Genomic DNA, 26110 nt, shown 5'->3' with positions numbered 1-26110 from the left:
GTCAGCGCCAGATGAGCACTACGCAGGCTGCGGTTAACAGCCCCATACTGAGGTTAAATATCTTCCACGCGCGCGGACTGCGTAAAACACGGCCAATCATCGCGCCAAACCCCATCCAGATGATGCCCGCGACCAGATTGACCATCACCATCCCTACGCTGATTAACAGGACAGAGTGGCGATATCCGGCACCGGCCAGGCTAAAGCTGGCTATCGCCCCCAGGGCCATTAACCAGGCTTTGGGATTGATCAACTGCAACAATCCTCCCTGCCAGAAGGGCATGGGCGCGACCGGCGCCGCATCGGTCTCCAGCTTTTCGTATGCGGCGGTCGCAATTTTCCATGCCAGCCACAGAAGATAGAGGCTCCCGGCAACTTTCAGGATAAGGTGCAGTGAGGGATAGAGCAGGATCAATCCCCCTACGCCAAACGCCACCATCAGTAGCATCAGTTGCATACCAATCATGATGCCGACCATTAACGGAAGGGTACGGAAAAAGCCAAAGTTGGCGCCCGAGGCGGTGAGTAACATATTATTAGGGCCGGGTGTAATCGCCGCGACCCAGAGAAACCCTAACATTGATAAAAAAAGACTGAGTTCCATTAATCCGGGTTCTCCCTCCATTATGTGAAAACTTATCGAAGCTAACAGTGTGATATGGAACAGACAAGCCTTTACAACATGAAATTTTCGGGCCCGGACGGCGCGGCGTTCAGCCCCATGCGCGGCCTGACCAATCCGCATGTGCAAACCATATTGCCGCGCCTGTTCCGCCGTACTCTAGCGTTAACGCCTCACTGGCAGCGGCTGGATTTACCCGATGGTGATTTTGTCGATCTGGCCTGGAGTGAAGATCCACAGTTTGCCGCGCATAAACCACGCGTGGTGCTGTTTCATGGTCTGGAAGGAAGCTTCCACAGTCCCTACATCCATGGCCTGATGCAAGTCTGCAGGCAACGTGGCTGGCTGGCCGTAGTGATGCATTTTCGCGGCTGTAGCGGCGAGCCGAACAGGCTAAACCGGATTTACCACTCCGGCGAGACGGAAGATGCACGCTTTTTCCTGACCTGGCTGAAGGCCCGCTGGGGACAGGTTCCTACTGCAGCTGTGGGGTTTTCGCTGGGCGGGAATATGCTGGGTTGCCTGCTGGGCCAACAGGGCAGTGACGTTGCGCTGGATGCCGGCGTTATCGTTTCGGCACCCTTGATGCTTGAACCCTGTAGCGCCCGACTGGAACGTGGGTTTTCCCAAATTTATCAGCGTTACCTGCTGAGCCAGCTTAAAAAGAATGCCAGGCGCAAGCTGCACGCATGGCCCGACACCTTACCGGTCAATCTCAGTCAGCTGAATGCCCTGCGTCGCCTGCGTGATTTTGACGACGCCATCACGGCCCGGGCGCATGGCTTTGCCGACGCCACGGACTATTATCGCCGAGCCAGCGCCCTGCCGTGGCTGAGATCGGTGACAAAACCGTTGCTGATTATCCATGCAAAAGATGACCCCTTTATGAGCAATGAGGTGATCCCGCAGAATGACCAGTTATCTGCCACTATTACCTATCAGCTGACAACACACGGTGGTCATGTTGGATTTGTGAGTGGTACCCTGCGTCAGCCTGAATTGTGGCTGGAACAGCGCGTGCCGCAGTGGATTTCCCCTTATCTGGATAGCTAACCCTGTGATTATTCCCTGGCAACAGGTTTCTCCCGAAACCCTTGAAAACGTTATTGAAGCCTTTGTTCTGCGCGAAGGTACCGACTACGGCGAACAGGAACTCAGCCTGACCGAAAAAGTCGCCAATGTGCGACGCCAGCTGCAGCAAGGTGAAGTCGTGCTGGTCTGGTCTGAGCTTCACGAATCGGTCAACATCATGCGCAAAAGTGAGTTCCGTGGCTGATGCACAGAACGAAAAATCGTGCTAACAATGCTCATCGCCTGATTTCACAGGGAGTTTCACTATGTCGGCACGTCATCCGATTATCGCGGTAACAGGTTCCAGCGGTGCCGGAACCACTACCACCAGCCTCGCATTCCGTAAAATTTTTCAGCAACTCAATTTGCACGCGGCCGAGCTGGAAGGGGACAGTTTCCACCGATTTACCCGGCCTGAAATGGATATGGCTATCCGTAAGGCGCGCGATCTGGGTCGCCATATCAGCTACTTTGGCCCGGAGGCGAATGATTTCGGTCTGCTGGAGCAGACCTTTGTTGAATACGGTGATCAGGGCAAGGGCCAGTCACGTAAATACCTGCATACCTACGACGAAGCGGTGCCCTGGAATCAGGTACCAGGTACCTTTACCCCGTGGCAGCCGCTGCCACCGGATACGGACGTGCTGTTTTATGAAGGACTGCACGGCGGCGTCGTGACGGCTCAGCACAACGTCGCTGAAAAAGTGGATTTACTGGTCGGCGTCGTCCCCATCGTTAACCTGGAGTGGATTCAGAAGCTGGTACGCGATACCGGTGAACGCGGTCATTCGCGTGAAGCCGTAATGGATTCGGTGGTGCGCTCAATGGAAGATTACATCAATTTCATTACGCCGCAGTTCTCACGCACCCATATTAACTTTCAGCGGGTTCCAACCGTCGACACTTCTAACCCCTTTGCGGCACGCACCATTCCTTCACTGGATGAAAGTTTTGTCGTCATCCACTTTCAGGGGCTGGAAGATATTGATTTTCCCTACCTACTGGCCATGCTGCAGGGATCGTTTATTTCCAATATCAACACGCTGGTTGTACCTGGCGGGAAAATGGGGCTGGCGATGGAATTAATTATGGCACCGCTGGTAAAACGGCTCATGGAAGGCAAACGCATTGAATAAAATCAGAGGCCGCGCTGGCCTCTGAATAATTACAGCTCGATAACTTCGTAACTGTGGGTAATTTCCACCCCTTTGCCTAACATAATGGCAACCGAGCAATACTTCTCAGCTGAAAGGTCGACCGCACGCGCCACGGCTTTATCTGAAAGTGCTTTTCCACTGACGATAAAATGCAGGTTGATGCGGGTAAAGATGCGAGGCGCTTCTTCCCGGCGTTCTGATTCGAGTTTTACTTCGCAATCAGCCACATCGTTGCGACCTTTTTGCAAAATTGATACCACATCAATGGCGCTGCATCCGCCGGCCGCCATCAGCACCATTTCCATAGGGCTGGGCGCTTTATCGCCGGAATTGCCGTCCATTAAGACCTGATGTCCGGACGAAGACTCGCCGAGGAATGTTAACCCTTCAACCCATTTGACTCTTGCCTGCATAATCTGGCCCCCAGAATGCCCTGTTTTTGCGTCAGAGTACGCTTTTGCCTGGTAAACAGCAATCCGGAGAAATCAGCCTTATTGCTGAAGCGAGACAACACAAGACAGTCGGCGAAAGCTGTGCTACAAACAGTGCTGAAAATATTTTTCGTCATCCGAAGACGAAGCCGGGAAGAATGATGCGCTCTGCGCAAATGCAGCCCGAATAATTTCCTGAATGGAAACACGCTTAACGCTTTCATCGCCTGGCAGGGAAACTGAGCCCTGTATTTTGGGCACGATTACAATAGAGGATAATAGCGAATGGTTCTCGGCAAACCGCAAACAGACCCTACACTTGAATGGTTCCTGTCCCATTGCCATATTCACAAGTATCCATCCAAAAGTACGCTGATTCACCAAGGTGAAAAAGCCGAAACGCTTTACTACATCGTGAAAGGTTCCGTCGCGGTACTGATTAAGGATGAAGAAGGCAAAGAGATGATTCTTTCTTATCTGAATCAAGGCGATTTTATTGGTGAGCTTGGCCTGTTTGAAGAAGGTCAGGAGCGCAGCGCCTGGGTACGTGCGAAAACTGCGTGCGAAGTGGCAGAGATTTCCTACAAGAAATTCCGTCAGCTCATTCAGGTTAACCCGGATATTTTGATGCGCCTTTCTTCTCAGATGGCTCGCCGTCTGCAGGTGACGTCAGAAAAAGTGGGGAATCTCGCTTTCCTGGATGTGACCGGACGCATTGCACAAACGTTGCTTAATCTGGCTAAACAGCCAGATGCCATGACGCATCCTGACGGCATGCAAATTAAAATTACTCGTCAGGAAATTGGCCAAATCGTTGGTTGTTCACGTGAAACCGTGGGCCGTATCTTGAAGATGCTGGAAGATCAGAACCTGATCTCCGCACACGGCAAAACCATCGTTGTTTACGGCACACGCTAAGCCTGACTGTTCACGGCGTGATGGCGACATTATGCCGTGAATGTCTTGTGTTGAGCCGATGTGGCGAAGAATAATCTATCACCCCGAAGTTAACTATGCGCTGCGCCAGACGCTGGTGTTGTGCCTTCCCGTAGCGCTCGGCTGGCTGTTCGGCGATCTGCAAAAAGGATTGCTGTTCTCATTGGTTCCCGCCTGCTGCAACATTGCCGGTCTGGACACGCCCCACAAACGCTTCTTTAAACGCCTGATCATCGGCGGCAGCCTGTTTGCCCTTGGCAGTTTACTGATGCAGTGGCTGCTGCTTAAAGACGTGCCGCTGCCGCTCATCCTGTTTGCCCTGCCTTTGCTGCTTGGCGTCACCGGAGAGATCAGTCCGCTGCACGCCCGACTGCTGCCCGGCACGTTAATCGCGGCAATTTTTACCCTCAGCCTGATTGGCCGTATGCCCATTTACGTTCCGCCCCTGCTCTATATCGGTGGAACGCTCTGGTATGGCCTGTTCAACTGGTTTTGGTTCTGGCTGTGGAAAGAGCAGCCGATGCGCGAAAGCCTGAGCCTGATCTACCGTGAGCTGGCAAATTACTGTGACGCCAAGTACAGCTTATTGACGCAGCTGACCGATCCGGAAAAAGCCCTGCCGCCCCTGCTGGCGCGTCAGCAAAAAGCGATCGATCTGATCAACACCTGCTATCAGCAAATGCATATGCTGTCTGCGAGTCGCGATCACAGCCACAAACGCCTGACCCGGGCGTTTCAGGTAGCACTGGATCTGCAGGAGCATATCTCCGTCAGCCTGCATCAGCCGGAAGAGGTCCAGAAACTGGTTGAGCAAAGCCATGCTGAAGCCGTCATCCGCTGGAACGCCAGAACGATTTCAGCCCGGCTGCGCGCGCTGGCCGACGATATTCTGTATCACCAACTCTCTGGTCGTTTCGATATGGACAAGCAGTTAGGTGCGCTGGAGAAAATCGCCCTTCAGCATCCGGACAATCCGGTGGGTAACTTCTGTCTCTATCATTTCAGCCGTATCGCCCGGGTGCTTCGAACCCAAAAGCCGCTTTATCAACGCGACCTGATGGCCGATCGCCAGCGTCGTTTACCGCTGCTGCCCGCGTTACGGAGCTATCTGTCGCTGCGGTCTTCCGCACTGCGAACGGCCGGGCGTTTTTCCGTCATGCTGATGCTGGGCAGCGCCCTGGCCGTGTTCTTTTCGATTCCTAAGCCCTACTGGATTTTGATGACCATCATGTTTGTCAGCCAGAGCAACTACAGCGCAACCCGCGTACGTATTCAGCACCGGGCCCTGGGAACCTTTGCCGGACTGGCTATCGCGGCGGCGTCGCTACGCCTGGATGTGCCTGAACCGCTGGTGCTGAGCATCATGCTGGTGATTACCTTTATCAGCTACCGTTTTACCCGCCAGTTTTACGGCTGGTCAATAGTAGGATTTACGGTTACGGCCGTTTATACGCTGCAACTGCTCTCCCTCAACGGGGCACAGTTTTTACTGCCCCGCCTGCTGGATACGCTGATGGGCTGCCTGATCGCCTTTGGGGGCATGTTATGGCTGTGGCCGCAGTGGCAAAGTGCCCTGCTGCGCCAGAATGCCCATGATGCGCTGGAGGCCTGTCAGGATGCCCTGCGAATGTTGCTGGGCCCAGAGCAGTCACCCGATGCGCTGGCTTACCAGCGGGTTAAGGTCAACCAGGCGCATAACGCCGTATTCAACTCCCTGAATCAGGCCATGCAGGAGCCGGGATTTAATTCACGCTACCTGCAGGATATGCGCTTATGGGTCACGCACTGCCAGTTTATCGTGGAGCACATTAACGCCATGACCATTCTGGCACGTGAACATACCATGCTGCCGCCCACGCTGGCTGAGCACTACCTGCAATGGTGCGAGATCGCCCTGCAACGGTGTCAGCAAAGGCTGGAATATGATGGGGAAAGTTCGCAGACGGATCTGCTACAGGGCGTGGAAGATATAAATGAGGGGCCGGTCACGGTACTGGAGCAGCACGTCAGGCGCATTTTGGAGCATCTGAAAGTCATGCACACGATCTCTTCTCTGGCCTGGAACCAGCGGCCTCATCATGGCCGCTGGCTGTTGCGCAGTCTGCGCCGCAAATAACTCAGGCAGACAGCACTTTCTCTACCGCGCGGGCAAAGCGAGCCATGCCCTCTTCGATATCGGCAGGCTCGATAATCAGCGACGGTGCGAAGCGCATCACATCTGTTCCGGCCACCAGCACCATGACGCCTTCCGCAGCTGACGCATTCAGAATATCGCGCGCCTTGCCCGCATGCTGCGGCTTCAGGGCTGCACCAATCAGCAGGCCTTTACCACGGATATCACTGAACAGGTCGTGACGCGCATCAATAGCCTTGAGCGCCTCAACAAACTGCTGGCGGCGGATTTCTACCCCATTCAGTACAGCTGGCGTATTGATAATATCTAACGCGGTTTCTGCGATCGCGCATGCCAGCGGATTGCCGCCATAAGTCGTGCCATGCACGCCAGGCGCCATGGTTGAGGCTACCTCATTGGTGGTCAGCATGGCGCTTACCGGAAAACCGCCGCCCAGCGCCTTCGCCGAGGTCAGAATATCGGGCGTCACGCCGTAGTGCTCATAGGCAAACAACTTACCGCTGCGCCCCATGCCGCTTTGCACCTCATCCAGTACCAGCAGCGCCTGGTGTTTGTCGCACAGTTCACGTAACCCCTGCATAAACGCTGGTGTTGCAGGCATCACACCGCCTTCACCCTGAATCGGCTCCACCACAATGGCGCAAGTGTGATCGTCAATCACCGCCTTAACCGCGTCCAGATCGTTGAACGGCACATGAACGATATCGGCGGGTTTCGGGCCAAAACCGTCGGAGTACTTGGGCTGACCGCCCACCGTTACGGTGAACAGCGTCCGGCCGTGAAAGGCGTTGTGAAAGGCAATGATTTTGCTTTTGAACGGGCTGTGGCGTTTACAGGCATAGTAGCGAGCCAACTTAAACGCGGCCTCATTGGCTTCTGCTCCCGAATTAGCAAAAAAGACCCGCTCCGCAAACGTGGCGTTGATCAGTTTACTGGCCAGACGCAGCGCAGGTTCATTGGTAAACACATTGCTGGTATGCCATAAGGTTTCGCCCTGTTTCTTCAGGGTCTCAACCAGCGCCGGGTGGCAATGGCCCAGAGCGGTCACGGCAATGCCGCCAGAGAAGTCGATATATTCTTTACCCTGTTGATCCCAGACGCGGCTTCCTTTGCCTTTTACCGGTACAAACTGAGCAGGTGCATAAACAGGCAAAATAACCTGATCGAACGTCTCACGCGTTACTGCCATATTTTCCGCTGTCATTGACAACCTCATTAACTGATTCGTTGAGTCACGATGAAATAATAATCATGAAATATGCATAAAAAATCACTTAAAGGCAAACACAACTTTACTGGTGCAGGAAATTAGCCAACAGCTGGTGTCCCTGTTCACTGAGGATGCTCTCTGGATGAAACTGCACGCCTTCCAGTGCGAGCGTTTTATGGCGAATCCCCATAATCTCATCCGGCTGGCCGTTACGCAGGCTCCATGCGGTCACCTCGAACTCATCAGGTAAGGTTTCCGTTTTGACAATAAGTGAATGGTAGCGCGTAACGGTCAACGGCTGATTCAGACCGCGGAAGACGCCGCAACCATTGTGCTGCACCGCCGAGGTTTTACCATGCATTACCTCGCGAGCGCGGACGATCTGCGCCCCAAAAACCTGGGCTATCGCCTGATGGCCCAGGCAAACGCCCAGTACAGGAAGACGGCCAGCGTAATGGCGGATGGCCTGCAATGAAATACCGCTCTGATCGGGCGTGCAGGGGCCGGGAGAAATCACCAAATGAGTCAGCGGCAGCGTGCGCATCTCATCAAGGGTAATAGCATCATTTCTTACTACCCGAACCTGAGCACCCAGTTGGCAAAAATACTGGTAGAGGTTCCAGGTAAACGAGTCGTAGTTATCAATAAGCAGCAACATGATTGTGATTTCAGGCAGACCGGAGGGATGCGCGGAGCGTTCAGCATCCAGAGTGATGACCAGAGCGCTATCCTATCATGCTGTTCAGGATGAGTGTGATGTGGGGATGCAGGATAACCGGTTTCGTGCAGGGCGACGCACCTGGGGCGCCGCCCTGTGGCGTAAGCGGATCAGGGGGCTTTGGCTTCACTGACGATACGGGCAAAGAGCTTTTCCAGCGGCTGCAACGCGCCGGCGGCACTGGCCTGATTTGCCGCAACCCAGTCTTCGGCGCTCAGGTTGTCCCATTCCAGCACGTAGCCGGCATGCAGCGCCAGCTGTTCAAAGAAAATACGCTGCGCCCTGCCGTTACCTTCGCGGAAGGGATGCAGCATATTGACTTCGCAATAGTACCAGGCAATCCGTTTTACAAACTCAGCCTGAGGCAGACAGGCCAAGGCTTTCTCCTCTTCCAGCGCCGCCATCAGTGCATTTCCCTCTTTTTCGATGTACTCGAAATGACAAAAAGGGGTTTCGTCGCGCCAGATGTCCAGCGTACGCAGTTCGCCGGCCCAGCTATAGACGTCCTGAAACAGGGTACGGTGAATATGGCAGAGGTAGGGCAATCCGATCTTGCACGGGCCCAGTTCAAGCGTGGCAAGGCGCGCGGCACTAAAGCTTAACTCGGCTTTACGCAGCTGCGCGGCATCGTGAATATCAAGACGGTTTTTCAGTACGGTATCGTTTTGCCACAGGTAGGGATCCTGAGTGACGGCAGTGTTAGCAGCCATATTGCCTCCTCAGTGAGGCCAGACGCGCTTCTGCATCTTCACCCTTGATTTCCGGTTCCGTCAGGGTAAAGCCTTCGAGCCGACAGCTTGCCCGATAGCTGGCATTTCGCCGCTGTTGCCAGAGCGCTGCTTTTTGTTTATCTGTGAGTTTGTTTGCCATACCGCCTCCTGCTCAGGTTTGCTCTAAGTATAAGAGCAAATTTTCCCTTTGCCGGAGACGAGATGGCATGGGATCAAATTACGGTAAGACTTTCGCTGACAAAATGACCACAGGTTTGGTTGGCACATTCTGATACGGGCCCACGTCTTTTGTCGGCACCTGAGAAATTTTATCCACCACGTCCTGGCCTTTGACAATCTTACCAAATACGGCGTAACCAAAATCACGTTGACCGTGATCCAGGAAAGCGTTGTCAGCAACGTTCAGGAAGAACTGGCTGGTGGCGCTGTCTTTATCGGCGGTACGGGCCATTGAGATGGTGCCACGCAGGTTGCGCAAGCCGTTGTCTGCTTCGTTTTTAATCGGCGCGTTGGTCTGTTTTTGCTGCATTTCACTGGTAAAGCCACCGCCCTGGATCATAAAGCCAGGAATGACGCGGTGAAAAATCGTGTTGTTATAGAAACCGCTGTTGACGTAATCCACGAAGTTTTTAACTGAAACCGGTGCTTTTTGATTATTCAGTTCGAGTTCGATATTGCCAGCAGAGGTGGTAAGCAGAACATGCGTATCACCTTTAGCCGCTAAAGCTGAGGCGGAAACAGAAGAGAGCGCTAACAGGGCAACTGCCGCTGTCAAAGTACGTTTAAACATGAGTAATTCCTTACTTTGGAGAGCCAGCTCAAAAACGATATTGATTGTAAAGAGCATGTAATACAAGAGCCAGCGTTTTACCTATATTTACGCTAAAGGCACCCACCAGAGCCTGAATAAGGTTGCTTGCGCTTCGTGACTAAAATCACAGTATTGATGAAATGAATGACATCAATTTTCACTCTTAGTTTATTAAGATCACGGTTACGTTTACAATTTCTGACGCTTCAGGCTCTCCCGCTTCCTAACAGGTTCAGAACATGACAAATCGTAATCGTATCGGCCTTACCTGGATTAGCTTTCTCTCGTATGCGCTTACCGGCGCACTGGTGATTGTCACCGGCATGGTAATGGGCGATATCGCGAAAGATTTCCAGATTCCTATCGACAGTATGGGCAACACCTTCACCTTCCTGAACAGTGGCATTCTGGCTGCGGTTTTCCTTAATGCCTGGCTGATGGTGATTGTGCCGCTCAAACGGCAGCTGATATTCGGCTTTGTGCTGATGGTGTTAGCCGTCATCGGCTTAATGACCAGCCGCGATCTGTCGGTATTTTCTCTGTGCATGTTCGTGCTTGGCGTGGTCAGCGGCATTACCATGTCGATTGGCACCTTCCTGATAACCCACATGTACGAAGGCCGTCAGCGCGGTTCACGTCTGCTGTTTACGGATTCGTTCTTCAGTATGGCAGGCACCATTTTCCCCATCCTTGCCGGTATCCTGCTGGCGCGTCATCTGCCGTGGTACTGGGTTTACGTCTGTATTGGCGTGATTTATGTTGGCATTTTTATCATGACGCTGTTTGTTGAATTCCCGGTGCTGCGCAAGCCGGAGAACAGCCCGACCGTTGAGAAAGAGAAATGGGGGGCTGGCGTCCTGTTTCTGGCCATTGCGGCGCTATGCTACATCCTGGGCCAGTTAGGCTTTATTTCCTGGGTGCCAGAGTACGCGACCAAAGTCATGGACATGAATATTGACGACGCCGGTCAGCTGGTGGGCAGTTTCTGGACCGCCTACATGGTCGGTATGTGGGTGTTCAGCTTCCTGCTGCGCTTCTTTGATCTGCAACGTATTTTGATGGTGCTGGCAGGCCTGGCAACGGTGTTGATGTACTGGTTCGTAAGCAGCCATGACGCCAGCATGCTGAGATGGATTATCTTAACGCTGGGCTTTAGCTCAAGCGCGATCTATACCACTATTATCACCCTGGGCTCGCTGCAAACCAAAGTGGCCTCACCCAAGCTGGTTAACTTTATTCTGACCTGCGGCACGGTCGGCACCATGCTGACCTTTGTTGTGACGTCACCGATTGTGAAAAACAGCGGCGTTCACAGCGCGCTGTTAACCGCAAACGGCCTGTACGCGGTGGTGTTTATTATGTGTGTGCTGTTAGGTCTGGTGACCAAACACCGCTCCCACGGTCATAACACCCATTAATCTCTCTGGGCGGCGCCACCGTGCCGCCCTCGCCTTTCAGCGTTTAAACGTCACGTCTTCCCACTGTTCTAAACAGATTGCGCTTTTCGCAGGCTGAGTCTCGGCGATCACCTTTCCGCGACGCAGCGAATAGCGCACCGGTACCTGTCTTCTCACCGCGTCAAAGCCGTTTTCCGCTGGCAGGATAATCAAGCTGGCGTCATGCCCGCGTTGAATGCCGTATTCTGCAAGATTCATCGTTTTGGCACTGTGATGGGTGATGAGATCGAGCCCGGCATTAATTTGTTCATAGCCCATTAGCTGACACACGTGTAGCCCCATATGCAGCACCTGGAGCATATTGGCCGTGCCCAGCGGATACCAGGGATCAAACACATCATCGTGACCAAAGCAGACGTTAATATCCGCCTCCAGAAGCTCTTTAACACGGGTAATGCCGCGCCGTTTAGGGTAACTGTCGAAACGGCCCTGAAGATGAATATTGACCAGCGGATTCGCTACAAAGTTAATGCCGGAGAGCTTCAGGAGTCGAAACAGACGCGATGTGTAGGCACCGTTATAGGAGTGCATCGCCGTAGTGTGGCTTGCGGTCACGCGTGCCCCCATGCCATCGCGGTGGGCCAACGCGGCCACGGTTTCAACAAAGCGCGACTGCTCATCGTCAATTTCGTCGCAGTGCACATCCACAAGCCGGTCATAACGGTTAGCCAGCGCGAACGTTTTATGCAACGACTCGACGCCGTATTCCCGGGTGAATTCAAAATGAGGAATCGCCCCGACGACATCTGCGCCGAGCCGAAGCGCCTCTTCAAGAAGCGCTTCACCATTGGGATAAGACAGGATGCCTTCCTGCGGAAACGCCACGATCTGAATATCAATCCAGGGTGCCATCTCCGCTTTAAGTTCCAACATCGCTTTGAGAGCCGTTAAGGTGGGATCGGATACGTCCACATGGGTACGGACATACTGTATGCCGTTCGCTATTTGCCACTTCAGCGTCTGCATTGCCCGCCGTTTGACGTCCTCATGACTCAGCAACGCTTTGCGCTCTGCCCAGCGCTCAATGCCCTCAAACAAGGTCCCGGACTGGTTCCAGGCTGGCTCTCCCGCGGTTTGCGTGGTATCCAGGTGAATATGAGGTTCAATAAAAGGCGCAAGGGCCAGGCCACCTTCCGCATCCAGCGAGGCGCCGTCCGCAGATATCTGCTGAGGCTGTGCCGTCATTCGGACGATTTTTCCTTCAGCAATTTCTATCTGCCACAGTCCGTCACGTGTGGGCAGACGCAGATTGTTTATCCATCGAAGTGGTGCGGTTGTCATTGCGGGCTCCTGATTCGTTAAGCGCTGCTGATTAAAGCTAACACGATAGCGTTGCCCTGCTCCAGATGACTTTGTAAGTCAGTGACCTCACTTAAGGTAATGGGCTGAATCGTGCAGCGCTCCCTTGAGAGGTATAGCGTACTGCGATTGATGCACATCAATAAGCGCCAGACAGGTGATTCGCTGCTGTCGGATTGTCCTGCACGAAATATTACGCTGGTGGTAAAAACAAAACGGCGAGCCTATGCTCGCCGTTTACATGCCTGACCCGCCGATTAGGGCTGAGCGACAAAACCTACAGCGTCATAAACCTTTTTCAGGGTTTCCTGCGCCTGAGCACGGGCTTTCTGCGCACCGTCACGCATCACCTGCTCCAGCAGCGCTTCATCGTTACGGAAGCGATGATAACGTTCCTGCAGATCAGTCAGCATACCGGACACCGCATCAGCTACTGCGCCTTTCAGATGCCCGTACATTTTGCCTTCAAACTCCTGCTCCAGCGCCGTTACGGGCTTGCCGGTCACGCCTGACAGAATGTCCAGCAGGTTTGATACGCCCGCCTTCTCTTTAATGTCATAGCGAATGACAGGTGGCTCTTCCGAGTCGGTCATCGCGCGCTTGATTTTTTTGACCACGGATTTTGGATCTTCCAGCAGGCCGATAACGTTATTGCGGTTATCGTCCGACTTAGACATCTTTTTCGTCGGTTCCAGCAGGGACATCACGCGTGCGCCAGATTTAGGAATGAACGGCTCGGGCACTTTAAAGATATCGCCATACAACGCGTTAAACCGGCTCGCAATGTCGCGACTCAGTTCAAGGTGCTGTTTCTGGTCTTCACCCACTGGCACCTGCGTCGTCTGATAAAGCAAAATGTCTGCAGCCATCAGCACCGGATAGCTGAACAATCCCGCGTTGATGTTTTCTTCATATCGCGAGGATTTGTCTTTAAACTGCGTCATACGGTTCAGCTCACCAAAATAGGTGTAGCAGTTCAGGATCCAACTGAGCTGCGTGTGCTCGGGCACATGGGACTGAACGAAGATAGTGCTTTTCTCGGGATCGATACCACAGGCCAGATACAGCGCCAGCGTATCTAAGGTGGCTTTACGCAGTGCTGCCGGGTCCTGGCGAACGGTGATCGCGTGCAGGTCGACGATACAGTAAATGCAGTGGAAATCATCCTGCATCTGCACCCACTGACGCAGCGCACCCATATAGTTGCCAATGGTCAGTTCGCCGGACGGCTGTGCGCCGCTGAAAACGATGGGTTTGCTCATGCTTATGTCCTGATAAATTACCGCCCGATAGCGGGCAAAAGTTCGTCAAAAGAGTCAAGGGTGAGATCGGGTTGGCTGGTCGCAATAGGCTCGCCGTAGTTATAGCCAAAGGTCATACCAATATTGGGAACACCAGCCGACTGCGCAGCCAAAATATCGTTGCGCGAATCCCCGACAAACAGCAACTGCGCGGGCAGCAGGCCAAATTTACCCAGCACCAAAAAAATGGCCGCAGGATGCGGTTTTTTCGCTACGACGTCATCACCGCCAATAATCAGCGAAAACGCGTCATCAATCCCCAAAGACTTCAGCAGCGGGGCGACAAACGGCGTAGGCTTATTGGTCACAATCGCCATCGGTATCCCCTGCGCCTGCAGGGTTGCCAGCGTTTCCTTAACCTGAGGAAACAGCGTGCTGCCGGCTTCCACGGTACTGGCATAGTGCTTGTCAAAGAGCACTCGCGCATCACGCTGCTCATCCTGCTGTGGCTCACGCCCCAGCGCCCAGGTCAGCGCGCGGGCCATCATGATATCCGCACCGTTACCAATCCAGGTGGACACGCGCGCCACGCCAGCAGCCGGTAAACGCAGATCCGCAAGCGTCAGATCGATTGCGTCAGCCAGGCCCGGCGCGCTGTCGACCAGCGTACCATCCAGATCGAACGCCAGTGCGCGTATATCAGTGAAATGAGCCATTGGCTTTCTCCAGCTCGTTTCGCATGTCATCGATTACTTTTTTATAGTCCGGATGGCCAAAGATGGCTGAACCGGCCACAAACATATCCGCGCCTGCTGCGGCGATCTGGCCAATATTATCAATCTTCACGCCGCCGTCCACTTCCAGACGAATGCTGTAGCCGCTCTGATCGATGCGCTTACGCGCTTCACGTAGCTTATCCAGGGTGCCGGGAATAAATGACTGCCCGCCGAAGCCAGGGTTCACCGACATCAGCAGAATGATATCCAGCTTATCCATCACGTAATCAAGGTAGCTGAGCGGCGTGGCGGGATTGAAGACCAGGCCGGCTTTGCAACCGTGCTCTTTGATCAACTGCAGCGTACGGTCAACATGCTCGCTGGCTTCCGGGTGGAAAGTAATGTAGGTGGCACCAGCTTTGGCAAACTCGGGAATTAACGCATCCACGGGCTTCACCATTAAATGCACATCGATTGGGGCCGTAATACCGTAATCGCGCAACGCTTTCAGTACCATCGGTCCCATGGTCAGATTGGGAACATAGTGGTTGTCCATAACGTCGAAGTGAACCACGTCGCCTCCGGCCGCCAGTGCTTTCGCAGTGTCTTCACCCAGGCGAGCAAAGTCTGCCGAAAGGATGGAAGGGGCCAGCAAATATTGTTTCATCCGATTCTCCACTGTTGTGCGCCAGCATCGCTGCTGGCGAAATACCCTGGCCGCGGACGAAACAGACTAGCGATAGAGTGCCAGCAGTTCGTCGACCTTGGTGCGGCCGGTTATGCTTCGGCTAATAGAACGCCGGACTTTAACCACATGTAACACGGCATCCTGATACCAGCAACGTGTCAGCTCAGTATCATGATTAGAAATCAGTACCGGAATCTGGCTCTCAGACGCCAGCTTAGCCGCCAGCTGTGCCAGATGCTGCTGTTCATGCAGACTGAAACTATTGGTGTGGTAAGCCGTAAAGTTAGCCGTCGCGGACAGTGGCGCGTACGGCGGGTCACAATATACCACAGAGCCTTTCCGGGCATTGTTCAGGGTAACATCGTATGATTCACAGACAAACGTCGCTTTCTGCGCACGTTCGGCAAACCACAGTAACTCTGCTTCCGGAAAGTATGGTTTGCGGTAGCGACCAAAAGGGACGTTGAACTCGCCGCGTAAATTGTAGCGACACAGGCCGTTGTAACAATGGCGATTAAGATAGAGAAATAGCAGCGCACGCTGATAAGCATCCTGGCTGAGATTGAATTCAGTGCGGAGCTGGTAATAGCAGGCTTCGTTATTCCCTTCAGGCGTAAAGAGTAAACGCGCATCGCGGATAAAATCTGCCGTACGCGTTTTCACGATGTTATAGAGATTGATGAGATCGTTGTTGATATCGGCCAGATGATAGCGATCAAAATCGGTGTTGAGAAACACTGAGCCAGCGCCAACAAAGGGTTCGATCAGGCAATCACCTTGCGGCAGGTAACGGTGGATCTCTTCGACTAAGGGAAACTTTCCCCCCGCCCATTTCAAAAAAGCGCGATTTTTTTTCATGCTGTCGTGGTAATTACATCTTATTGTGAGGCTGTGGTTAAACCGACAGCAGATCTGCGCTTAAAACGGGACCGGCAACGGCCGGTCCCACATCATTTATTGGCTGGCTTCTTTCCTGACCTGACTGACCGGTTTTACCCATGGGTTCTGTGCGCGGACGGCGGCAGGCAAGGTTGCTACAGCGCGTTTTGCGTCCGCGGGCGTTGCATACGCACCACTCACCAGCACGTACCAGGGTTGGCCATTGCGCGTCGTCTTATACACATGGTACGCGCTCAGATTCTGTTTCCTGGCCCATGCATTCAGGCTTTCTGCTTTGGAGGCACCGCTCAGCTGCAGAGTGTAATTGCCGCCAGGCAGCGATTTACTCGCCGCTGCGCCGCTGCCAGCGGCTTTAGCTGGCGCAGTATTCGCGGCAGTGTGCGCTGGCGTGGTGTGGGTTTTATGCTCGCTGGCTGCGGGCTTAGTCGCGGTTTTGACCGGTTGCTCACGCATGTGACGTGGGGCGACCGCGGTCTGACCTGAAGGCGCCCGGCCTGTTGTTGCTGGCGCTGAACCGGCTTTGCCGCTAACCGTGGCGGGCGCCGTAGGCAGTGAGCTGCTGTTTTCTGCTCCCTGCACCGCGCCATCAACCTGCTGCTGTTGATTGGTCAGGGCGCTGTTGAGATCGCCGGGTAACGTTACGCGCTGCTGATTTGCTGGGGTTTCAACGGGCGCTGCCTGCGTCGGCGTTGAAGCAACCGGCGGCATAGAAATATCGCGTGGCGCATTTGTCGCTCCGGCAGAAGAATCCGTACCCGGTGCATTCTGCGCTGTCGAAGAGGACGGCTGAGTCCCTGCGGCATTTTGTCCACCGCTCATGGCGGTAGATCCACTCAGATCAATATTTTTTTCGCTGCCCGTTCCCGCGGCTCCGCTGGCAGGCGCGTTCTTATTATCGCTGGCCGAAGAGGACTTACTGTCGTCAGAACCGTTGAGCGCAGAACCGATTCCCAGCACTAACAGCAGTAACACCAGAATCCCGACGCCCATCATGACATGCTGGCGCGATACCGGTGCTTTCGTCGCAGAAGACGATTTACGTGGGCGCGAGGGACGACGGTCGCTGGCGTCAGGTTTTAACTCATCATCCGGTTTGAACTCATCCATTTTGCCTCCTCCGTAAAGCGGCATCCCGCACTGCGCACCTGCGCGCCGCGTCACCACTTACCTGCTTAATATCAAGATTTCTGGCAATCATTAATTGCAGCCATCACCATATCATGAGCCACGCCACCGCGCACTTCAGCGCGACCAATGGACAGCGGCAGTATCAGACGCAATTCACCGGCCAGCACTTTTTTGTCACGCATCATATGCGGCAAATAGTCCTCTGCCTGCATCTCTACTGGCCCGTTCACCGGTAAACCGGCCCGCTGCAGTAAAGCAATGATGCGATCGGTGTCCTGTGCGCTGAACTGGCCCAGACGTTGCGCCGTGCGCGCCGCCATGACCATCCCGGCAGCAATCGCCTCACCATGTAACCAGTTGCCGTAGCCCATATGGGCCTCAATGGCATGACCAAAAGTATGACCCAGATTCAGTAATGCGCGCTGACCGTGCTCGTGCTCATCTGCGGCAACGACCTCCGCCTTCAACTCGCAGCAGCGGCGAATACACCAGGCCAGTGCAGATTCATCCAGTGCCAGAAGCCCATCAAGATTCTGCTCAAGCCACTGAAAGAATTCACCGTCCAGGATAATGCCATACTTGATGACTTCAGCCAGACCGGAAGCCAGTTCACGTGGCGGCAGTGAACGAAGACACACCGTATCGATCACCACCGAGGCGGGCTGATAAAACGCGCCGATCATGTTTTTGCCAAGAGGATGGTTAACGGCCGTTTTGCCGCCAACCGATGAGTCAACCTGCGACAGCAGCGTTGTCGGTACTTGAATAAAGCGCACGCCGCGCTGATAGCTTGCCGCAGCAAACCCCGTAAGATCGCCAATGACACCACCGCCAAGCGCCACCAGCGTAGTATCACGGCCGTGGGGTTTTTGCAGTAGTGCGGTAAAGACCTGATCCATCACGGTCAGCGTTTTATACTGCTCACCGTCGGGCAAAATCACCTGATCCGTTTTCACCCCCGCCGCCTTCAGCAGAGCCGATACCTTATCCAGGTAGAGCGGTGCCAGCGTCTGGTTGGTCACCAGCATGGCATTGTCACCCGCTTTTAACGGCCAAAAAGAAGCCGGATCGTTAAACAGTCCGGCGGCGATAGTGATGGGGTAACTACGTTCCCCCAGTGAAACGGTGATCTTCTCCATGATGCTCGATACCTGTCAAAGAGCCTTCAAACGTTGGATCAACTTTTTTCCAACATGTGGATAATCTGATTCGCCACCACTTTTGCACTTTGATCGTCAGTGCGGATAGTGACGTCGGCGATCTCTTCATAAAGCGGGTTACGTTCACCTGCCAGCGCTTCAAGCACTTCACGCGGCGGTGATTCTACCTGCAGTAAGGGGCGTTTTTTATCACGCTGTGTACGTGCCAGTTGTTTCTCAATAGTGGTTTCAAGATACACCACGACGCCGCGAGCGGAGAGACGATTACGTGTTTCCCGGGATTTTACGGAGCCACCGCCGGTCGCCAGGACGATGCCCTGCTTCTCGGTCAGTTCATTGATGATTTTTTCTTCACGATCGCGGAAGCCAGCTTCGCCTTCAACGTCAAAAACCCAGCCCACATCCGCTCCGGTGCGTCGCTCAATTTCCTGATCGGAATCGAAGAACTCCATATTGAGTTGCTGAGCCAACTGACGGCCAATAGTGCTTTTGCCGGCACCCATCGGCCCAACCAGAAAGATATTGCGTTTCTCTGCCATTTTGTCGGTATTACTAAGAATTCGTTAATGATACCCCGCTTTCAGCATTTTGCTGGCGGGACAGGAACTGAGACCTCATGAGCGTTAGCAAGAGTCAGACGAAAAATTATCTCAACACTCAAGGCTGTTTGGCAACCGATTATATTGCTTACAGCACATCCATTTCTGAATTGGCCCGTCGTTCGCGAAACTGTAATGCGTCAGTACAGCGTTGTGACATCACGGCGAGCAGAGGAATTCTTTCATCTGCTTGCCTGGTTTTTCCAACAAAGACGCTTACAACGTGTTAAAAATCGCTAAACCTTGTAAGCTAATTCCAGCCCTGCGTCAACGCAGTTGGACTTTATGGGCACATTTTCCGTTTTATCGTGCCGAAAGCGCTGCTTCCCTGACCAATCGCGGCGTCATGAAAATGACCAGCTCACGTTTTCTCTGCTCTTCTGCATGCTGACGAAACAGGCTGCCCACAACAGGAAGATTACCGAGCAGCGGAACCTGGCGCTGCCCGCGAGTGCGCTGCTGATGAAAAATTCCCCCCAGCGCCAGCGTTTGCCCGTCACTGACTGTGACCTGAGTTTCAATTTCCTGCTTATCAATGGACAAAACCTGTGAATCGCCGGTCTGAACCGCCCGACCCGGCACGTTCTGACTGATGCGTATTTTGAGCTGAATGCGGCCATTGCCTAAAACGGCAGGCGTGACCTCCATGCCCAGCACTGCCTCTTTGAACTCAATGCTGGTCGCTCCACTGTTGCCGGCAGAGACTTCATAAGGGATTTCAGTGCCTTGCTTAATGGATGCCGTTTGTTGGTGAGAGGTAAACAAGCGCGGGCTGGCGATAATTTCCACCTGATTTTCCTGCTCCAGAGCGCTGAGTTCTAAATCCAGAAGTTTGCCGCCAATCCGCGACAGCGTGACGCCCACAGACACGTCGTGGGAATTCAGCCCCAATGGAATATCAAGTAAAGGATGACGTAATGCACGATTTATGACATCGCCTTCGTTATACAGCCGCCAGTTGACGCCCAGTTCATGCAAGTGCTCTTCGCTGATGGTGACGATATGCGCCGCCAGTTCCACCTGCTCCAGCGGGACATCCAGCGCACGTATCCAGCGCGCAGTCTCCTCAAGCGCCAACGGGCTGTCGCGCAGCAGTAGGCTGTTGGTCCGGCTGTCAACCGTTGCACTGCCGCGCGCGGTCATCAGCGATGGCCGTTCACTCTGCAGGCTGCGATGGACGTCGCTGGCACTGGCATAGTGCAGGGAGATCCTGCGTTGTTGGAGCGGCTGTTGCTGTAACGCTTCGGCCTGTTGAGCCTTTTCGGCCTCATGCCGTTGCTGCTGCCAGCTCTCAGGATAAACCAGCAGAACGTTCTCCTCTTCCAGTAAGGTCAGGCGAGCCATACGGCCGACCAGCGACAACGCCTGTTGCCAGGGTACATTCTCCAGCCGCAATGACAGTCTTCCCTCAACCTCAGGCGAAATCATCAGGTTAATGTGCTGATAATCAGCCAGCGCCTGCAAAACGCGTTCAACAGGTGCATCGTCAAATGCCAGGCTTAAGCCGTCATCGTGGCTGGCGTGAGCGGGCATCAGGCAGAGCACCAGCCACGTCAGAATCGCTGTCCTTATCATGCAGGCTTCCTTTGAGACGAAAGGTGAAACGTTGAGATGAACAACTGCCCGGTACTGACAGCTCAAGGGTACGCGACGTGAACTGCACGGTTTGCCACGGCCCCATCGGGAAAGGGCGATCGCTGAGAACCTTCACGCCGTGACCCTGCGGCGTCACCAGCCAGCCCTGAAACCTCGGCGCACGACCCACAATGCCCTGTAAGCGCCATTCGCTGAGCGGCTCAACGTCTGCCAGACAAGCCGTACCGGGAAGAGGACGAAAAGGATCGCGCGCATGAACGGCACCGCAGCAGAGCAATACCAGGATGACGCTAACGGGCTTCATCGGATTGCAGCCAGAGTTGCGCGACCAGATGCGCCGGATGTGCGGTGAGTTGAAAACGCCCCGGAAATGCCGTCGCTGATTGCGACAACGCTGAAAACAGCGGTTGAAACTGCACCCATTGCAGGTGGAACGTCAGCACCCTCGGCTCTTCATCAGTAAGCCACTGCATTAACTGCGTCCCCCGCTCCGCGATGATGGCCTCCAGCGTGCGTGGCGCTGCAGGTTGTCTTGCCGTTTCCAGCACCAACTGAGCCTGTAATGTCGCAATGTCAGGATGCTGAGCCAGCTGAAACTGCCGCTGTTGGACCCGCTGCTGCTGCTGCGCCAACTGAAGCCGGGCTTCGTGCGTTACCCGCCGTTGCGGCTGCAACAGCATCCACCAGGCAATAAAGAACAGCCCAAAGGCTGCCGCCAGCAGGCTGAGATAGCGAAGCGGCCAGGTTAACTGTAACCAGTGCTGCATAGCGTTACTCACTTACCTCCTGCTTGAGTGTAATGCGCAGCATGAAGTGGTAATCCCCTTCTGGCTGGCGCTGCACATTGCCCTGCCGAATCTGTGCAAAAAAAGCCACGCTCGTTAAGCGCTGACGAAAATGGCGGATAGCCTGCATCTGCAGTGCTCTGCCCTCCAGCAGCAACTGCGCATCGTGCTTTTCCAGCCGCGTTAACCACAGCCCATCGGGCAGCATGACCGGCAGGTCCTGCCAAAGCTGCTGCCAGACGCTGAATTGCCTGGACTGCTGACGAAACCAGATGCGCTGTTGCTGCAACCCGCCCAGCTGTTGCAGCAGATGTTTTTGCTGCTCTGCTCGCGCAACAAGGCGCTCAAGAACAGGACTGAGTTGAGCATGCTGCCGCCGGACATGAATGAGAGCCTGATGTTCCTGCCAGTACAACAGGAGCACCGCCAGCGTTAAAAGCAGTAATGTCAGGCCCAGCGCGATAATGCTCTGGCGCCGTTGACGCTGCCAGCGCCACGCCCGCCAGGGTAAAAGATTAACCGCCACCATCAGCGATCCTCCTTTCGCAGCGCCAGCCCGGTTGCCAGCGTGAACGCACCGGGATTGTCAGGTAAAGGCGGCTGATAGCGAAGTGGCTGGAAGGGTGAAAAAGGACGCGTACCCTCAGGAGACGAGAGGTTGTCGGCATCGCAATAAAACAGGTGGCTTGCCTGCGGAAAGGCCTGCTCACGCAGAGCCGATAACCCGTCAGCTTCAGCCAAAGATGCTGCACTGATGCCGTCACTCCACAGGTAACGTGCATCCTGTCGTAAAACCACTACACTTCCCGCTGCTAATTGCGCCTGCTCAGTCACCATTTTTAGCGCATGCGTAGCCAGTTCAAACACGCGGGGCTTGAGTCCTGCCTGCGTCAGCGGGGCCAGCCACTGTTGCACCACATCAAGCCGGGCTGCCGTAATACACAGCTGGTTATGGGTGGGTTCGAGGCGGTAATCCAGCGCCAGTTCGCGCACGTCAACGGGAAAAAGGCGTTGGGCCGCCGCCTGGATGAAACGGCTTAATGCGGGTTCTTTTAACGGCAGTTCGGGAAGGGAAAGCGGCTGCTGCAATACCAGCTGGGCAGGCAGGCCCACACGCAGTGAGTAGCGTAGAGGCAAGCGCTTGCGCCAGCGGGTTAACACGGTCAGCAATTCAGGGGAAGATTGCAGCACGCCGTTTCTTAACGTATCTTGCGCCAGCCGCTGCTGCCACCAGTGGCATAACTGCCAGCCCTGGCGGCGACGCAGGATGGCAATGGCGCAGCACTGCCTGTTCTGGATATCCAGCCCAATTTGCCAGGTGTGCAAAGTCATGCGCGCGATCTCCTTATCGTCCAGAAAAATGGACATATCAAAGCGTCTGGCTTGCCTTTATACTACTGCGCGGTTGCTTATAAACTGCCCAAACGACAACAGATGGGAAATCTCAGGTGAAGTTCGTAAAGTATTTATTGATCCTTGCAGTGTGTTGCATCTTGCTGGGAGCTGGCTCGATTTATGGTTTGTACAAATACATTGAGCCACAGCTGCCCGACGTTAACACGCTGAAAGATGTGCGTTTGCAAACCCCTATGCAGGTTTACAGCGCTGAGGGCGATCTTATCGCTCAGTACGGTGAAATGCGCCGTATACCGCTTAGCCTGCAGCAGGTTCCGCCTGAAATGGTGAAAGCGTTCATTGCCACGGAAGACAGCCGCTTCTATGAGCATCACGGTGTGGATCCCATCGGGATTTTTCGTGCTGCCAGCGTTGCGCTGGTATCAGGTCATGCCTCTCAGGGGGCCAGTACGATTACCCAGCAGCTGGCGCGTAACTTTTTCCTGAGTCCGGAACGCTCCCTGATGCGTAAGATAAAGGAAGCCTTCCTGGCGATTCGCATCGAGCAGTTGCTGAATAAAGACGAAATTCTTGAGCTGTATCTGAATAAAATCTATCTCGGCTATCGGGCTTACGGCGTGGGCGCAGCCTCACAGGTTTATTTTGGTAAGCCTGTCAATGAGCTGTCATTAAGTGAAATGGCGACCATCGCAGGCCTGCCTAAAGCGCCTTCGACGTTTAACCCGCTTTATTCGCACAGCCGTGCGGTAGCACGCCGCAACGTCGTCCTGGCCCGCATGCTGGATCAGCACTACATCACCCAGCAACAGTACGATGAAGCACGTAATACGCCTTTAGTGTCCACTTATCATGGGCCTAAAATCGTCTTCGCTGCGCCTTATCTGAGTGAGATGGTGCGTCAGGAGATGGTAAAACGTTATGGCAACAACGCCTATACCGATGGCTACAAGGTTTACACCACCGTCACACGTCGTCTGCAGCAGTCAGCGCAGGAGGCCGTTCGGAATAACGTGATGGCCTACGATATGCGCCACGGCTACCGCGGCCCTACCAGCGTGCTGTGGAAAGTTGGCGAGCCCGCGTGGGGACAGGCGCAAATTGTTAAGGCGTTAAAAGACCTGCCGTTATACGGTCCGCTTCACCCGGCTGTGGTCACACATGTCCAGAGCGATGAAGCCACCGTTATGATGAAAGATGGCAGCAACGTCTCGCTGACCATGGCAGGCGTGCGCTGGGCGCGTGCCTTTAAGTCGGACACGGCGCAGGGGCCAACCCCTAAGAGCATTACTCAGGTTCTGCAGCCGGGCCAGCAGGTTTGGGTGCGCCAGGTCGGTGAGACATGGTGGCTGGGCCAGGTGCCGGATGTTAACTCGGCGCTGGTTTCGCTGGATCCTGCCAACGGTGCCGTGCGTGCGCTGGTGGGCGGTTTTGACTTTAACCAAAGCATGTTTAACCGCGCCACCCAGGCCCTGCGCCAGGTCGGTTCGAATATCAAACCGTTCCTCTACACGGCCGCGATGGATCGGGGATTAACTCTGGCATCCATTCTTAATGACGTTCCTATTTCCCGTTGGGATGCGGGTGCCGGAGCTGACTGGCGTCCGAAGAACTCCCCGCCGACCTACGATGGTCCGATTCGTCTGCGTCAGGGCCTTGGCCAGTCGAAAAACGTGGTGATGGTGCGTGCGATGCGTGCGATGGGCGTGGACTATGCTGCAGAGTACCTACAGCGCTTTGGCTTCCCGGCTCAGAATATCGTGCATACCGAATCGCTGGCCCTTGGCGCAGCCTCGTTTACGCCTCTGCAGGTCGTGCGCGGCTACTCGGTTATGGCGAATGGCGGTTTCCTGATTGATCCTTACTTCATCAGCAAGATTGAAAATGAGCAGGGACAAACCGTTTTCGAAGAAAAACCGAGAATTGCCTGTCCACAGTGCAATCTGCCCGTGATTTACGGTGAAACCAAAAAAGCGTTGGCGCTGAACGCCGAAAGCGTTGAGAACGTTGCGCCTTCCGTTCAGCAGCAAAACCAGACGGTGCCGCAGCCTGAGCTGGAGCAGGTACCTGCACAGCCACAGTCAGGTGGCGAACAGCTGTATGCGCCACATGTGATTAATACACCGCTGTCATTCCTGATTAAGAGCGCGCTGAACAGTAACATTTTTGGCGAACCGGGCTGGATGGGAACAGGCTGGCGTGCCGGCCGCGACCTGAAACGTAATGACATTGGTGGTAAAACGGGGACAACCAACAGTTCCAAAGATGCCTGGTTCTCGGGGTACGGGCCTGGCGTGGTGACCTCGGTGTGGATTGGTTTTGACGATGCGCGCCGCGATCTGGGCCGCAGTACGCTTTCCGGCGCCATTCCCGATCAGATCTCGGGTTACGAGGGCGGCGCGAAGAGTGCACAGCCTGCCTGGGATGACTTCATGAAGGTTGCCCTGGAGGGCGTTCCTGTGCAGCCGCTGACGCCACCAGAGGGGATTGTGACGGTTACTATCGATCGCAGCACCGGCAAACTGGCCAACGGCGGGGGCAATACGCGCCAGGAATACTTTATCAATGGTACTCAGCCAACCGAGTATTCGGTACATGATGCAGGGACAACCATCATGGATAATGGCGAGAGCCACGAACTGTTTTAATCTTCAGGGGCGGCGCAAGTCGCCCCTGCTCACCGAAAGCCGCTTTTACGGCCCATCAATAACTGATACGTCCCTGCTTCACCAGCCACTCACGCACCATAAACAATGCGCTGACGTTGCGTGCCTCGCGAAAATCAGGCTCCTGCAGCAAAGCCAGCAGATTGCTCAACGGCCAGTGATGGACGACCAGCGGTTCAGGCTCATCGCCTTCCAGCTTCTCCTGATAAAGCCCTTCCGCCACCACAATATTCATCTTGCTGGAAAAGTAGGACGGCGCCAGGGTCAGTTTGCCCAGGGTGGTCAGTTGACCCGCACCAAATCCCGCTTCTTCTTTAAGTTCCCGATCGGCAGCCTGATTTACGGTTTCACCCGGATCAATTAAGCCTTTTGGAAAGCCTAGTTCGTAGCTCTCCAGGCCCACCGCGTACTCTTCAATCAGCACCAGGTGATCGTCAATAATCGGCACGATCATCACCGCTTCACGTTCTGAGGGCTTCATGCGCTCGTAGATACGCCGTGCGCCATTACTAAAGGCCAGATCTACCGCTTCAACAGTAAACAATCGTGACTTCGCCACGGTTTCTACATTGAGGATGTCCGGTTTTTTTAACGACTTTCTCATATCAGCCTCAAACTTGCTGCGCCAGCACTCAGGAACGAATTAGCATACCTAACCCTCCGCCATTGTGCGACTCTCAAGGCGCACGCGAAGCGTATGT

At 54.4% G+C, this 26110-nt stretch carries 28 protein-coding genes; 7 read left to right on the top strand and 21 right to left on the bottom strand.

Going from position 1 to position 26110, the window contains the following annotated elements:
- Window position 1: 1 nt before the first annotated feature.
- On the bottom strand, window positions 2-604 hold the full coding sequence (locus DFO57_RS20175; protein ID WP_110015638.1) for a LysE family translocator: 603 nt from the start codon (window positions 602-604) through the stop codon (window positions 2-4).
- A 54-nt stretch (window positions 605-658) separates the two neighbouring features.
- On the opposite strand from DFO57_RS20175, the gene DFO57_RS20170 reads away from it, so the two are divergent.
- The 3 genes from DFO57_RS20170 to DFO57_RS20160 all read left to right on the top strand — a co-directional run bounded on the left by DFO57_RS20170 (window position 659) and on the right by DFO57_RS20160 (window position 2829).
- Window positions 659-1675 (top strand): hydrolase, encoded by a 1017-nt coding sequence (locus DFO57_RS20170; protein WP_015699392.1) that lies wholly within the window; start codon window positions 659-661, stop codon window positions 1673-1675.
- 4 nt (window positions 1676-1679) lie between these two features.
- Window positions 1680-1898, top strand: coding sequence for a YheU family protein (locus DFO57_RS20165; RefSeq protein ID WP_013027490.1), 219 nt, complete (start codon window positions 1680-1682; stop codon window positions 1896-1898).
- Window positions 1899-1959: 61 nt separating this feature from the next.
- A complete protein-coding gene (locus tag DFO57_RS20160) occupies window positions 1960-2829 on the top strand; it encodes a phosphoribulokinase (RefSeq protein ID WP_013027491.1) in 870 nt (289 codons plus the stop codon).
- 29 nt (window positions 2830-2858) lie between these two features.
- On the opposite strand, the gene DFO57_RS20155 is transcribed toward DFO57_RS20160, so the two are convergent.
- Window positions 2859-3263: an OsmC family protein gene (locus tag DFO57_RS20155; RefSeq protein ID WP_013027492.1), complete on the bottom strand. Its 405-nt coding sequence runs from the start codon at window positions 3261-3263 to the stop codon at window positions 2859-2861.
- Between the two features lie 303 nt (window positions 3264-3566).
- On the opposite strand from DFO57_RS20155, the gene crp reads away from it, so the two are divergent.
- Both crp and DFO57_RS20145 read left to right on the top strand, forming a co-directional pair.
- Window positions 3567-4199 carry a cAMP-activated global transcriptional regulator CRP gene (gene crp, locus DFO57_RS20150; protein WP_000242758.1) on the top strand — a complete coding sequence of 211 codons (633 nt, stop codon included), beginning with the start codon at window positions 3567-3569 and terminating at the stop codon, window positions 4197-4199.
- A gap of 58 nt (window positions 4200-4257) precedes the next feature.
- A complete protein-coding gene (locus tag DFO57_RS20145) occupies window positions 4258-6333 on the top strand; it encodes a YccS/YhfK family putative transporter (RefSeq protein WP_014604862.1) in 2076 nt (691 codons plus the stop codon).
- A 1-nt stretch (window position 6334) separates the two neighbouring features.
- Here the strand turns inward: DFO57_RS20145 and DFO57_RS20140 are convergent, their stop codons facing one another.
- The 5 genes from DFO57_RS20140 to ppiA all read right to left on the bottom strand — a co-directional run bounded on the left by DFO57_RS20140 (window position 6335) and on the right by ppiA (window position 9800).
- Window positions 6335-7555 carry an aspartate aminotransferase family protein gene (locus tag DFO57_RS20140; protein ID WP_013027494.1) on the bottom strand — a complete coding sequence of 407 codons (1221 nt, stop codon included), beginning with the start codon at window positions 7553-7555 and terminating at the stop codon, window positions 6335-6337.
- Window positions 7556-7643: 88 nt separating this feature from the next.
- Window positions 7644-8219, bottom strand: a complete 576-nt coding sequence (locus tag DFO57_RS20135; protein WP_014594773.1) for an aminodeoxychorismate synthase component II — start codon at window positions 8217-8219, stop codon at window positions 7644-7646.
- A 170-nt stretch (window positions 8220-8389) separates the two neighbouring features.
- A complete protein-coding gene (locus DFO57_RS20130; protein WP_014604861.1) occupies window positions 8390-8989 on the bottom strand; it encodes a putative adenosine monophosphate-protein transferase Fic in 600 nt (199 codons plus the stop codon).
- Window positions 8979-9149: a YhfG family protein gene (locus tag DFO57_RS20125; protein WP_013027497.1), complete on the bottom strand. Its 171-nt coding sequence runs from the start codon at window positions 9147-9149 to the stop codon at window positions 8979-8981. The genes DFO57_RS20130 and DFO57_RS20125 overlap by 11 nt, the downstream gene beginning before the upstream one ends.
- A gap of 78 nt (window positions 9150-9227) precedes the next feature.
- A complete protein-coding gene (ppiA, locus tag DFO57_RS20120; RefSeq protein WP_014604860.1) occupies window positions 9228-9800 on the bottom strand; it encodes a peptidylprolyl isomerase A in 573 nt (190 codons plus the stop codon).
- Between the two features lie 260 nt (window positions 9801-10060).
- On the opposite strand from ppiA, the gene tsgA reads away from it, so the two are divergent.
- Window positions 10061-11239, top strand: coding sequence for an MFS transporter TsgA (gene tsgA / locus DFO57_RS20115; RefSeq protein WP_110015637.1), 1179 nt, complete (start codon window positions 10061-10063; stop codon window positions 11237-11239).
- A gap of 36 nt (window positions 11240-11275) precedes the next feature.
- On the opposite strand, the gene DFO57_RS20110 is transcribed toward tsgA, so the two are convergent.
- The 13 genes from DFO57_RS20110 to pilM form a co-directional block, all read right to left on the bottom strand.
- Window positions 11276-12559, bottom strand: coding sequence for a cytosine deaminase (locus DFO57_RS20110; RefSeq protein ID WP_015699390.1), 1284 nt, complete (start codon window positions 12557-12559; stop codon window positions 11276-11278).
- A 275-nt stretch (window positions 12560-12834) separates the two neighbouring features.
- On the bottom strand, window positions 12835-13839 hold the full coding sequence (gene trpS / locus DFO57_RS20105) for a tryptophan--tRNA ligase (protein WP_013027501.1): 1005 nt from the start codon (window positions 13837-13839) through the stop codon (window positions 12835-12837).
- 17 nt (window positions 13840-13856) lie between these two features.
- Window positions 13857-14534: a phosphoglycolate phosphatase gene (locus tag DFO57_RS20100; protein ID WP_019106456.1), complete on the bottom strand. Its 678-nt coding sequence runs from the start codon at window positions 14532-14534 to the stop codon at window positions 13857-13859.
- On the bottom strand, window positions 14518-15201 hold the full coding sequence (gene rpe / locus DFO57_RS20095; protein WP_014594778.1) for a ribulose-phosphate 3-epimerase: 684 nt from the start codon (window positions 15199-15201) through the stop codon (window positions 14518-14520). The genes DFO57_RS20100 and rpe overlap by 17 nt, the downstream gene beginning before the upstream one ends.
- 66 nt (window positions 15202-15267) lie before the next feature.
- Window positions 15268-16080, bottom strand: coding sequence for an adenine-specific DNA-methyltransferase (gene dam, locus DFO57_RS20090; protein ID WP_013027504.1), 813 nt, complete (start codon window positions 16078-16080; stop codon window positions 15268-15270).
- 96 nt (window positions 16081-16176) lie between these two features.
- The gene (locus tag DFO57_RS20085) at window positions 16177-17229 is read right to left on the bottom strand and encodes an SPOR domain-containing protein (protein WP_072139097.1); all 1053 of its coding nucleotides are present in this window, start codon (window positions 17227-17229) and stop codon (window positions 16177-16179) included.
- A gap of 71 nt (window positions 17230-17300) precedes the next feature.
- Window positions 17301-18389, bottom strand: a complete 1089-nt coding sequence (gene aroB / locus DFO57_RS20080) for a 3-dehydroquinate synthase (RefSeq protein ID WP_014594780.1) — start codon at window positions 18387-18389, stop codon at window positions 17301-17303.
- 38 nt (window positions 18390-18427) lie between these two features.
- Complete coding sequence (aroK, locus tag DFO57_RS20075) at window positions 18428-18949, bottom strand: shikimate kinase AroK (RefSeq protein ID WP_013027507.1); 522 nt, start codon at window positions 18947-18949, stop codon at window positions 18428-18430.
- Between the two features lie 363 nt (window positions 18950-19312).
- Window positions 19313-20584 (bottom strand): DNA uptake porin HofQ, encoded by a 1272-nt coding sequence (gene hofQ / locus DFO57_RS20065; protein ID WP_071822015.1) that lies wholly within the window; start codon window positions 20582-20584, stop codon window positions 19313-19315.
- Entirely contained in the window at window positions 20517-20909 is a 393-nt protein-coding gene (locus DFO57_RS20060; protein ID WP_028715874.1) for a HofP DNA utilization family protein, read from the bottom strand. The genes hofQ and DFO57_RS20060 overlap by 68 nt, the downstream gene beginning before the upstream one ends.
- Window positions 20896-21384, bottom strand: a complete 489-nt coding sequence (locus tag DFO57_RS20055; RefSeq protein WP_028715875.1) for a hypothetical protein — start codon at window positions 21382-21384, stop codon at window positions 20896-20898. The genes DFO57_RS20060 and DFO57_RS20055 overlap by 14 nt, the downstream gene beginning before the upstream one ends.
- Window positions 21377-21919 (bottom strand): PilN domain-containing protein, encoded by a 543-nt coding sequence (locus DFO57_RS20050; protein WP_110015636.1) that lies wholly within the window; start codon window positions 21917-21919, stop codon window positions 21377-21379. The genes DFO57_RS20055 and DFO57_RS20050 overlap by 8 nt, the downstream gene beginning before the upstream one ends.
- Window positions 21919-22722 (bottom strand): type IV pilus biogenesis protein PilM, encoded by an 804-nt coding sequence (gene pilM / locus DFO57_RS20045; protein WP_146206692.1) that lies wholly within the window; start codon window positions 22720-22722, stop codon window positions 21919-21921. The genes DFO57_RS20050 and pilM overlap by 1 nt, the downstream gene beginning before the upstream one ends.
- Before the next feature lie 116 nt (window positions 22723-22838).
- Here pilM and mrcA point away from each other — a divergent pair, with 116 nt between their 5' ends.
- Window positions 22839-25391 (top strand): peptidoglycan glycosyltransferase/peptidoglycan DD-transpeptidase MrcA, encoded by a 2553-nt coding sequence (gene mrcA / locus DFO57_RS20040; RefSeq protein ID WP_110015634.1) that lies wholly within the window; start codon window positions 22839-22841, stop codon window positions 25389-25391.
- Window positions 25392-25446: 55 nt separating this feature from the next.
- Here the strand turns inward: mrcA and nudE are convergent, their stop codons facing one another.
- A complete protein-coding gene (gene nudE, locus DFO57_RS20035; protein WP_013027514.1) occupies window positions 25447-26013 on the bottom strand; it encodes an ADP compounds hydrolase NudE in 567 nt (188 codons plus the stop codon).
- Window positions 26014-26110 lie beyond the last annotated feature (97 nt).

It is taken from the genome of Pantoea sp. AG702, assembly GCF_003182295.1.
GTDB lineage: Bacteria > Pseudomonadota > Gammaproteobacteria > Enterobacterales > Enterobacteriaceae > Pantoea > Pantoea ananatis.
The sequence above is the reverse complement of the archived record's forward strand: the minus strand, read 5'-3'. Positions and strand labels throughout refer to the sequence as shown.